Source organism: Actinomadura latina NBRC 106108 (assembly GCF_001552195.1).
GTDB lineage: Bacteria > Actinomycetota > Actinomycetes > Streptosporangiales > Streptosporangiaceae > Spirillospora > Spirillospora latina.
This window is the reverse complement of the sequence record NZ_BCQS01000001.1, coordinates 109,827-118,928: the sequence shown is the minus strand read 5'-3', so window position 1 is coordinate 118,928 and position 9,102 is coordinate 109,827. Positions and strand designations below refer to the sequence as shown.

The following is a 9,102-nucleotide window of genomic DNA, read 5'->3' as shown; positions in this document are numbered from 1 at the left end:
CCCCTGCCGCATCGGCGCCGGCGGGCCGCCCATCGGGTCGGCCATCGGCGCCGGGGCCGGCGGCGGCGGACGCTCGTCCACCGCCACGGGCGGCTGCGGGCGCGTCTCGCGCAGCTGCGCCGCCCGCCCGGCCGGAGTGTCGGCCACCGTCGTGTTCGCGCCCGGCGCGCCGCCCGGCGGCTCCGGCGGCGCGGAGTTCGCCGCCGCGCCGACCGCGTGCCCCGGGCCGCCCGTGGGCGGCTGGCGCTCCAGGTCGACCACGTCGGCGACCACGCAGGTGATGTTGTCGGGACCGCCGCCGCGGTTCGCCAGGTCGATCAGCTGCCGGACGGCCTGCTCCGGATCGTCCACGTCCGTCAGCACCTGGAAGATCGTCTCCGCGGTGACGACGCCGGACAGGCCGTCCGAGCACAGCAGGTACCGGTCGCCGACCTTCGCCTCGCGCAGCGACAGGTCGGGATCGACCTCGCCGCGGCCGTCAAGCGCGCGCAGCAGCAGCGAGCGCTGCGGATGCGACGCCGCCTCGTCGGGGCTGATGCGCCCCTCGTCCACCAGCGACTGGACCAGCGTGTGGTCGTGCGTGATCTGGAACAGGCTGCCGTCGCGGAGCAGGTAGGCGCGCGAGTCCCCGATGTGCACCAGCGCGACCTGGTTGCCCGCCCACAGCATCGCCGTCAGCGTCGTCCCCATGCCCTGGAGGGCCGGGTCCGACTCGACGATGCGGTGCAGGTTGTCGTTCGCCGTCTTGACGGTGTGCTCCAGCGCGGCCAGCAGCTCGGTCGCCGGCAGGTCCTTGTCGAGACCCCGCAGCGCCTCGATCGCCGCCGCGCTCGCGATCTCGCCGCCGACGTGCCCGCCCATACCGTCGGCCACCGCGAGCAGATGCGCGCCCGCGTACGCCGAGTCCTCGTTGCCCTCGCGCAGCATGCCGACGTCGGAGCGCGCGGCGTAGCGGATTCCCAGAGTCATTTGCGCAACTCGATCACGGTCTTGCCGATACGGACCGGTACGCCCGGCGGGACCGGCATCGGCCGGCTCACCTTCGTGCGTCCGAGGTACGTCCCATTGGTCGAGCCGAGGTCTTCCACGATCCACTGACCGTCCTGCGCGAAAATTCGGGCATGCCGGCTGGAAGCGTAGTCGTCGGTCACGACCAGAGTGGCGTCATTCGCCCGGCCGATGGTGATGGGCACCCCCGTCAGGTCGATGACGGTGCCGGCCCGTTCGCCCTGCACCACCACCAGCTTCGTCGGGGCGCCGTGCTGGGCGCTGCGCTGCGCTCGCGGCGGCTTCGGCTGCCGGGCCGCTTTGGGCGGCCGGGACGGCGATGGGCGCGCGGCCGCCTTCGTCGCCGCCTTCGAGCCGAACAGGTCGGCCCTGATCACTCCGACGGCCAGGACGACGAACAGCCACAGCACCGCGAGGAACGCCAGCTTGATCAGCGTGAGGGTGAATGGGGACATCGGAGTCGGGGTTACTCCCTATCGCGGCGGAACACAAGGGTTGTCCGGCCCATCGTGACCCGGGAGCCGTCCACCAGCGTGACCCGCCGGATGGGCTGCCCGTTCACGAACGAGCCGTTGGTCGACCCTAGATCCACGAGAGCGATTTCGGGACCTTCTACGCGGATCTCGGCATGATGCCGGGAAACGCCCGGATCGACGAGGCGGAGGTCGCAGTCCGTGCCACGACCCAGCAGAGTCACGGGGGTGTTGATCTCATAGGTGCGCTGCGTCGTGTCAGAACCCTCCACGGCCGTCGTCACCAGCAGCCGCGGATGCCCCCCGAACACACCGCCGCGGCCGCCCTGCGGAACATCGCTCACCGGCCGGCGGATCTCCCCGCCCTCCACCGTCGAGCCCCGGATCACTCCCGACCGGATCCGGAACATGCCCGTGGCGAGATCCCCGGCGTTCTCGAACCGCACCCGCACCGGCCCCACGAAGGAGTACCCCTGCTCCTTCGCGTACTCCCGCGCGAGATTCGCCAGCTCCTGGCTCAGGCTGTCGGCGTACACCTGCAGCCGCTGCCCGTCCTGCTGAGAGATCTCCACGACGAAGTCGTTCGGCACGAGCGTGCGGCCCTGCGCCACGATCGCCGCTCTATCGTCCATCTCGCGCTGCACAGCACTGGCCACCTCGACCGGCTGGAGCTCGGACTTGAACGCACGGGCGAAGGCCCCTTCGACCATGCCCTCAAGCCGTCGCTCGAAGCGCTGAATGACGCCCACGGGCACCTCCCTTCCCCACTGGTAGACGATCGTATCGGTGCGAAGGTTCGCTAGGAGTATCCGAGTACCTAACCACCGCCCTCACCGTGCTAGCCTTTTCAGGCACCCGGAAACGGGACGGCACCCATGGGCGGGTGGCGGAACGGCAGACGCGCACGGTTCAGGTCCGTGTGTCCGAAAGGATGTGAGGGTTCAAATCCCTCCTCGCCCACCAGCGAAGAAACAGGGAGTGGTCTGTCGGCGGAGAGCGTCGGCCGCCACTCCTTCGTCATGTTGACCCGGGGGTGGCCCCCGTGCCCCCGCTGCGGGGGGCTCCGCCCCCACAGCGCCCACGCGCCCACGGCTCCGCCGCTCGCTCCGCTTCCCTTGCGGGGTTGGGTGACCCGTGGTCGGCGAGGACATGAGGTCTACTTTCCCCCTTATGCCGGTCTGCTACCAGCTATGAGGGTGGGTGCGGGATCGGCGAGGCCGTTTCGCTGTTCCGAGGGCCGGGGGGGCGAAGTGGCCTCAGAGTTCGGCCAGTCTGGCGCCGAAGGCGGGGGCGCGGTCCTGCTCGAAACCGGTGCGGGTGTGCAGAGGTCGCGGCCGGGCCTCCGAACCAGGTTGCGGGTCAGGAGGGCCAGGGGCGCTTGTCGTGCGGAAGGGTCAGGTCGGCGCCGCGTGGGGGCGGGTAGGGGTGGCTGCCCCGGAAGTCGCTGGTCTGCATCGCCCGGCTGATGTCGCTCGGGCTGACCAGGCCCACGACCTGGCCTCCGTCGCCCAGGACGACGGCGCGGCCGTCGGTGCAGCCGGCCATGCGGGGCAGCAGGTCGGTCAGCGGGTCGTCCGGGTGGGCGGTCGGGACCTGGTCCGGCGGGCAGGCGATGTCGGCCAGGCGCAGCGTCGAGCGGTCGCCGGGCGGTGTGGCGCGGATGCGGTTCAGCGTGACCAGGCCCGCCAGCCGTCCGTCCTCGACGAGCGGGTACGTGGAGAAGCGGTGGGTGAGGACGGCCTCGTCGATGAGGTCCTGCACCGACTGTGCGGCATCGGCCACGAGGGGGTCGGGGGTCATGACCTCGCCGACGCGGATGCCGTGGAGTGCCGCGTTGACCCGGGTCTGCTGTTCTTCGGAGCTGGCGGCGCCGACGACGAAGAGCCCGATGAGGATCAGCCAGAGCCCGCCGAAACCGACTCCGACGACGAACTGGATGAAGCCGAAGGCGATGAGGACGAAGCCGAAGACGCGGCCGGCGCGGGCGGCGGTGACGGCGGCGGCGGTCCGGTCGCCCCGGCGCCACCACAGGAACGCCCGCAGGACCCGGCCGCCGTCCAGCGGCGCCGCGGGGATCAGATTGAAGACGGCGAGGATCCCGTTGATGCCGGCCAGGTAGGCGAGCGTCTCCACGCCGAGGCCGGGGCCGGTGACGGCCGACGTCACGGCGGCGGCGACCGCGAAGACGGCGCCCACGGCGACGCTGGCGAGCGGGCCGACGACGGCGATGCGCAGGTCCGCGCCCGCGCTGCGCGGTTCGCCGCGCAGCTCGGCGACGCCGCCGAGCAGCCACAGCGTGATGCCGGAGACCTCGATGCCGTTGCGGCGCGCGATGATCGCGTGCGCCAGTTCGTGGATCAGCAGCGACACCAGCAGCAGGAGCGCGCTCGCGATGCCCGCCACGACGTAGGCCCACGTGGAGAAACCGGGATACACCTCCGGAAACCTGCCGTAGGCCAGCCCGAAGACCAGGATCACCACGATCACGAGCACGCTGTAGTTGAGACCGACTCTGATACCGGCGATATGGCCGAGCCGGATCGACTCCCTCATCGGTCTCCCTTGTCCGTCATGCGTTTCCGGCCTGCGCACGGGCTACCCGTTGGCCGGACGTCTATGCCGCCCGTCCCGGCCGGTGGCACGGCTGTCCTGTAGCGGCCTCCTCATGTGGGATTCGGGTGGTTTCGCGGATCGGGCGGGTAACGCGGGGGCATGGACAGACTGACGCGCGGACTGGTCGCCGGCGCCGCCGGGACCGCCGCCCTCAACGCGGTGACCTACCTCGACATGGCGGTTCGGGGGCGTCCGGCCAGCAACACGCCCGAGCAGAGCGTGGAGAAGATCGTGGACATGACCGGGGCCGACCTCGGCGACGGGGAGAAGGCGGAGAACCGGCTGGCGGGGCTCGGGCCGATGCTCGGCTTCGGCACCGGCCTCGGCGCCGGGATCCTGTACGGCCTGATCGCCGGGAGCCGCCGGATCCCGAAGCCGGCCGGGGCCGCGCTGCTGACGGGCCTCGCGATGGCCGGGTCGAGCGCGCCGATGACCGCGCTCGGGCTGACGGACCCCCGCGAGTGGTCGGCTTCGGATTGGGTGGTCGACGCCGTCCCGCACCTGGCCTACGGCGCCGTCGCCGCCGGCGTGTACGACGCTCTCCGCTAGCAGCGGCGTCCGGTCTCGTCCTGCCGGTGTGCAACGGGATCGGGTGGGGCGGGGTTCATGGGGTGCACGTTCCGTTCGGGCGTGCGCGCTCTTCGAGAGGGGAACTCATGGACCTGCGGCTTGCCGGACGCGTTGCGGTGGTCACCGGGGCGTCGAAGGGGATCGGGCTCGCGGTCACGCAGACGCTGCTGGACGAGGGGGCCCGCGTGGCGGCGGTGTCGCGCAAGGCGGGACCGGAGCTGGACGCGCTCGCCGGGCCGAACCTCCTGCACGTGCCGGCGGACCTCATGGATCCCGATGCCCCGGCCGCGGCCGTGGAGCAGGCGGTGGAGGTGTTCGGGCGGCTCGACGTGCTCGTGAACAACGCGGGAGGCCCGCCGCCCGGGGCGAACCTGCCGCGGTTCGGCTTCGCGAGCCTGGCCGACGACGACTGGCGCGACATGTTCGAGTTCAACCTGTTCGCGGTGGTCCGGGCGGTGCGGGCGGCGGTCCCGCATCTGCTGCGGAGCGACGCGGCGTCGGTCGTGAACGTCTCGTCCGGGAACGGGCGGCGTCCCGGGCCGATGAACTACGACTACAACGCGGCGAAGGCGGCGCTGAACAACCTGTCCAAGGGGCTGTCGGAGGAGTTCGCGCCGCAGGGCATCCGGGTCAACTCCGTCTCGCCGGGGCCGGTCCGGACGGCGTGGTGGACGGACGAGGGCGGCGCGGCCGACATCATCGCGGGCGCGACCGGCTCCGACCGCGACGCGGTGCTCGACGGCGGCGCCGCCGAGATGATGAGCCTCACGACGGGCCGTCTCGCCACCCCGCAGGAGGTCGCGGACGTGATCGCGCTGCTGGCATCGCCGCGCTCCGCCAGCACGACGGGTGCCGACTTCGCGGTCGACTCCGGCTTTCTGAAAGAGGTCTGAGGTACAACCCCCGGCCCGATGGCCGGGGGCCTCTGCGTCATTCCGACGCGGTCAGTTCCTTGGCGTAGCGGTGGACGGGGACGTCGACGGTGCCGGTCGCGGTGGGGGCCTGGTATGTCATCGGGCCGGTGTCGCGCCATCCGTGGAATTCGTACATGCGCCGGGCCCGCGTGTTGCCGGGGACGACCGCGAGCCATGCTTCGCGATGCCGCCCCCGGAACCGTTCCTCCGCGCTGCGCAGCAGCGTGCCGCCGACGCCTTTCCCTCGGGCGGAGCCGTCGACGGCCAGTTGGATCACCTCGCCATCGTCGTCACCGAGGATGATCAGCCCGAGGATCCGGCCGTCGGCCTCAGTGGCGACGAGGGTGGAGCCCATGTGCGTCTCGGCGTGGACGGCGAAGTGGTCGGGACCGCGCGCGTCCATCAACTCGGCGGCGACGTGACCGTCGTGGCCGTCGAGCCAGGCCGCCCGCCACAGCGGCGCGAGCGTCGGCAGATCGGCGGGTTCGGCCGGTCTCACGATCATCGTCGTCCCCTTCCCGAGATGCCCCTACGCTTCGCGGAGCAGCAGGTCCACTACGCCGGTGGTGCCCTCGTCGCCGTGGCCGTCGGCGAGGCGGCGTTCCGTCAGGGCCATGAACGGGGCGAGGAGTTCCGGGCTGACGCCTTCCTCCTCGGCCGTGCGCAGCAGGGTCCTGTTGCCCTGCACCATCATGGCGAGGTTGGACGTCACGCCCAAGGTGTAGTCGCCGGTCTCCAGGTGTGCCGCCATCCCGTCCGCCGCGCCGGTCATGGCGGTGAGCCACTCGATGAGCAGCGGAGCGAACTCCTTCGGGGACGTCCCGCGCGTCAGGGCGAACGCGTGCGCCATCCCGGCGAACATGCCGGTCATCGCGCTCAGCAGCGCCACATCGTGCAGGGCGGCCGAACCAGCGTCGTCCCCGACATACCTGACGCCTGCCGGGACGCCCAGCGCGTCGCGCCGATCGGCGAACAGCTTCGGCGACCCGCTGTAGAGAATGTAGGCGCCGGAGCGTGGGACGCCGATCATCGGCGGCACGGCCATGATGCCTCCGTCCAGGTACCGGGCCCCGCGTTCGGCCGCCCATCCCGCACGGTCGCGGGCCTCACCGGGGGTGCCCGTCGTGATGTTGACCAGGTCCTTGCCCATCAGGTCGGCGTCCGCGAGGGCGTCCCCGACCGACGCGTCGTCCAGCAGGCAGACGACCACGAGGCCGCTCGCGGCGACCGCCTCGGCGGCCGTCGCCGCCGCCTTCGCGCCCTCGGCGACGAGCGGCGCGGCGCGGCCCGCCGTCCGGTTCCACACGGTCGTCTCGTATCCGGCGGCCAGCCACGCGCGGGTGATCGCACTGCCCATCGCGCCGAGGCCGAGCACGCTGACCTGCTCAGTGTCATGTCCCATGCCGTCCAGGCTCGGCCCCGGCCACGCGGATGATCAAGTACGCACTTCGAAGTGCGTGGTTACCCTGACCTCAGTGACGAGGCCAGGGGGCGGAACGATGCGGACGGCACAGCGACCGGGGTCGTACATCTGCGGGATCGACGCCGCGATGGACGTGATCAGCGGCAAGTGGAAGGGGCTGATCCTCTGGGCGCTCGACGAGCGGCCCCACCGCTTCGGCGAACTGCGCAGGGAACTGCCCGGCGTGACCGAGAAGGTGCTCGCCGCCCAGCTGCGCGAGCTGGAGGAGGACGGCATCGTCCACCGCGAGGCGTACGACGAGGTGCCGCCGCGCGTCGAGTACTCGCTGACGCCGCTCGGCATCTCGCTCAACGAGGCCCTGGCTCCGCTCGGTGCCTGGGGACGGGAGAACGTCCTGGCCCAGATCACGCACCGCTGACGTCCTCGGCCGGCACCGCGTGGAACTCCGCCCACACGGCGGTGCCGTTCAACGCGGGATGCGATCCCCAGCTCTTGGACAGCGCATCGACGAGGAACAGCCCCCTGCCGTTCTCCGCGTACGGGTCGCTGCGGACACGCGGCTGCTTCTGAGCACCGCCCTGGTCGAGGACGGTCACGCGCAGCACGTCCTCCCGGGCACTCACCACGACGGTGACCTGCCCGCCCGTGCCGGACGCGGTGTGCTCGCACGCGTTGGCGACCAGCTCGTCCACGCAGAGGACGACGTCGGCCAGCGCCTCGTCGTCGACATGCGTCGCGACCACGCTCACGAAAGCCCGCGCGACCTGCGCGGACCTCGGCACGCCGGGCATCGTGATCGTCCCGAGCAGCCGCATGTCTCCAGGCTCCGCCGCACAGAGCGTCATTGCCTCACTCCCTTCGGTAAACGACGCCCGCAAGCATGAATGCCCAGGTGAGAGCCCACAACCGGGTTCATCGAGAGGGGGAGGACGGCCATGTGGGACATGCGGAAAGCGGGATTTCCCGCTTTTGGAAAGATGCATGACAGTCTGTGTTCCGTCAGTGACAATTAGTGTCATGGCGACACGACCCCCGACCGTTCGCCGCAGGCGACTCGGTGTCCAACTACGCAGGATCCGCGAAGAGCGCGGTCTCACCCTCGACAGGGCCGCAGCCTTCCTCAAGATCTCCAAGTCCGCCCTCAGCCGGATGGAGAACGCCCAGATCGTGGCACGCGTCCACGAGATCAACTACATCCTGATGATGTACGGCTTCGAGGAGGACGACGACCGCAGAACCGCGCTGATCGGCCTCGCCACCGGCGGCCCCTCGCGCGACTGGATCCGGCGACACAAGCTCCCAGGCAAAGGTCCGAACTACGGCGAGTACGTGATGCTCGAACAGGACTCCTCGGAACTCTTCGCGTACCACACAGACCTGATCCCGGGTCTTCTCCAAACTCCGGAGTACGCACGCGCCGTCATGGCCTCCGTCCCCGGGAGCCGCACTGGCGATATCGATCACCTCGTGGCTTACCGCATGGCGCGCAAGGAGGCGCTCACAAGAGTCGATCCTCTGTCGGTCAAAGCCGTGATCGGCGAGGCAGCGGTCCGCCAGTGGATGGGGGACGGGAGGTGATGCTCGGACAACTCCAGTACCTACTCGAACTGACGGAGTGGCCCAACATCGAGGTTCAGATCCTGCCGTACACCGCCACCACGAACCCTGCTGTTGACGGATCCTTCACGATCCTTCACGTTGAAGCGGGGAACTTCCCCATCGTCATCGTTGACGGGTTCAGGCGGACCGTCTTCATCGAAGAGGATGAAGACGTCGCAGCCTACGGAGACGTTCGTGCGGGCCTCTGCCGGATCGCTCTCTCCGAGGCTGAGACCTGTCAACGGATCGAGCAGGCCATCCGGGACATCCAACTCCCATTGGCCGAGAGGACCAGCTGATGACTCACTGGCGCAAGAGCAGCTACAGCGGAAGCCAGCCGCAGAACTGTGTCGAGTGCGCGCTCATGCCTTCCGGGCGGCACGGTGTGGTCGGTGTTCGCGATTCGACCGATCCGGATGGGCCGCGTCTCGTCCTGAGCCATGCGGCATGGGACGCGCTGCTCGTCCAGCTCAAGGAGCGTCAGGTCTGACGTGGACGAGAG

11 protein-coding genes, 1 tRNA gene and 1 pseudogene are annotated in these 9,102 nt (G+C 70.4%); 6 read left to right on the top strand and 7 right to left on the bottom strand.

Going from position 1 to position 9,102, the window contains the following annotated elements; genetic code table 11:
• The 3 genes from AL2_RS00600 to AL2_RS00590 all read right to left on the bottom strand — a co-directional run.
• Nucleotides 1–969 (bottom strand): Stp1/IreP family PP2C-type Ser/Thr phosphatase (locus AL2_RS00600; protein WP_157437935.1); only part of this gene is annotated, 969 nt, incomplete at its 3' end.
• Nucleotides 966–1,463, bottom strand: coding sequence for an FHA domain-containing protein FhaB/FipA (locus AL2_RS00595; RefSeq protein ID WP_067627931.1), 498 nt, complete (start codon nt 1,461–1,463; stop codon nt 966–968). The genes AL2_RS00595 and AL2_RS00600, both read right to left, overlap by 4 nt.
• An 11-nt stretch (nt 1,464–1,474) precedes the next feature.
• Nucleotides 1,475–2,230: an FHA domain-containing protein gene (locus tag AL2_RS00590; protein WP_067627928.1), complete on the bottom strand. Its 756-nt coding sequence runs from the start codon at nt 2,228–2,230 to the stop codon at nt 1,475–1,477.
• 128 nt (nt 2,231–2,358) lie between these two features.
• Between AL2_RS00590 and AL2_RS00585 the strand changes: the two genes are divergently transcribed.
• A tRNA-Leu gene (locus tag AL2_RS00585) sits at nt 2,359–2,444 on the top strand.
• A 396-nt stretch (nt 2,445–2,840) separates the two neighbouring features.
• Here AL2_RS00585 and AL2_RS00580 read toward each other — a convergent pair.
• On the bottom strand, nt 2,841–4,034 hold the full coding sequence (locus AL2_RS00580; RefSeq protein WP_067627925.1) for a site-2 protease family protein: 1,194 nt from the start codon (nt 4,032–4,034) through the stop codon (nt 2,841–2,843).
• Between the two features lie 159 nt (nt 4,035–4,193).
• Between AL2_RS00580 and AL2_RS00575 the strand changes: the two genes are divergently transcribed.
• The gene (locus AL2_RS00575) at nt 4,194–4,643 is read left to right on the top strand and encodes a hypothetical protein (RefSeq protein WP_067627922.1); all 450 of its coding nucleotides are present in this window, start codon (nt 4,194–4,196) and stop codon (nt 4,641–4,643) included.
• Nucleotides 4,644–4,750: 107 nt separating this feature from the next.
• On the top strand, nt 4,751–5,557 hold the full coding sequence (locus AL2_RS00570; RefSeq protein WP_067627920.1) for an SDR family NAD(P)-dependent oxidoreductase: 807 nt from the start codon (nt 4,751–4,753) through the stop codon (nt 5,555–5,557).
• Between the two features lie 37 nt (nt 5,558–5,594).
• Here the strand turns inward: AL2_RS00570 and AL2_RS00565 are convergent, their stop codons facing one another.
• Together AL2_RS00565 and AL2_RS00560 are read right to left on the bottom strand one after the other, a co-directional pair.
• Entirely contained in the window at nt 5,595–6,083 is a 489-nt protein-coding gene (locus AL2_RS00565) for a GNAT family N-acetyltransferase (protein WP_067627917.1), read from the bottom strand.
• 24 nt (nt 6,084–6,107) lie between these two features.
• Nucleotides 6,108–6,980 (bottom strand): NAD(P)-dependent oxidoreductase, encoded by an 873-nt coding sequence (locus AL2_RS00560; protein ID WP_067627914.1) that lies wholly within the window; start codon nt 6,978–6,980, stop codon nt 6,108–6,110.
• A 97-nt stretch (nt 6,981–7,077) separates the two neighbouring features.
• Between AL2_RS00560 and AL2_RS00555 the strand changes: the two genes are divergently transcribed.
• Complete coding sequence (locus AL2_RS00555; protein ID WP_067627911.1) at nt 7,078–7,419, top strand: winged helix-turn-helix transcriptional regulator; 342 nt, start codon at nt 7,078–7,080, stop codon at nt 7,417–7,419.
• Here the strand turns inward: AL2_RS00555 and AL2_RS00550 are convergent.
• Nucleotides 7,406–7,846, bottom strand: coding sequence for an ATP-binding protein (locus AL2_RS00550; protein WP_168444620.1), 441 nt, complete (start codon nt 7,844–7,846; stop codon nt 7,406–7,408). The genes AL2_RS00555 and AL2_RS00550 overlap by 14 nt on opposite strands.
• Between AL2_RS00550 and AL2_RS39990 the strand changes: the two are divergent.
• Together AL2_RS39990 and AL2_RS00535 are read left to right on the top strand one after the other, a co-directional pair.
• Nucleotides 7,815–8,899: pseudogene (locus AL2_RS39990) on the top strand (helix-turn-helix domain-containing protein). The gene AL2_RS00550 and the pseudogene AL2_RS39990 sit on opposite strands and share 32 nt — an antisense overlap.
• Nucleotides 8,899–9,090, top strand: a complete 192-nt coding sequence (locus tag AL2_RS00535; RefSeq protein WP_067627898.1) for a DUF397 domain-containing protein — start codon at nt 8,899–8,901, stop codon at nt 9,088–9,090. The pseudogene AL2_RS39990 and the gene AL2_RS00535 overlap by 1 nt, the downstream one beginning before the upstream one ends.
• Nucleotides 9,091–9,102 lie beyond the last annotated feature (12 nt).

What these genes read in the sequence shown, in the direction of transcription:
- AL2_RS00570 (WP_067627920.1), top strand. Translation starts at nt 4,751, where the DNA reads ATGGACCTGCGGCTTGCCGGACGCGTTGCGGTGGTCACCGGGGCGTCG.
- AL2_RS00580 (WP_067627925.1), bottom strand. Translation starts at nt 4,034, where the DNA reads ATGAGGGAGTCGATCCGGCTCGGCCATATCGCCGGTATCAGAGTCGGT.
- AL2_RS00560 (WP_067627914.1), bottom strand. Translation starts at nt 6,980, where the DNA reads ATGGGACATGACACTGAGCAGGTCAGCGTGCTCGGCCTCGGCGCGATG.
- AL2_RS00535 (WP_067627898.1), top strand. Translation starts at nt 8,899, where the DNA reads ATGACTCACTGGCGCAAGAGCAGCTACAGCGGAAGCCAGCCGCAGAAC.
- AL2_RS00575 (WP_067627922.1), top strand. Translation starts at nt 4,194, where the DNA reads ATGGACAGACTGACGCGCGGACTGGTCGCCGGCGCCGCCGGGACCGCC.
- AL2_RS00595 (WP_067627931.1), bottom strand. Translation starts at nt 1,463, where the DNA reads ATGTCCCCATTCACCCTCACGCTGATCAAGCTGGCGTTCCTCGCGGTG.
- AL2_RS00550 (WP_168444620.1), bottom strand. Translation starts at nt 7,846, where the DNA reads ATGACGCTCTGTGCGGCGGAGCCTGGAGACATGCGGCTGCTCGGGACG.
- AL2_RS00555 (WP_067627911.1), top strand. Translation starts at nt 7,078, where the DNA reads ATGCGGACGGCACAGCGACCGGGGTCGTACATCTGCGGGATCGACGCC.
- AL2_RS00565 (WP_067627917.1), bottom strand. Translation starts at nt 6,083, where the DNA reads ATGATCGTGAGACCGGCCGAACCCGCCGATCTGCCGACGCTCGCGCCG.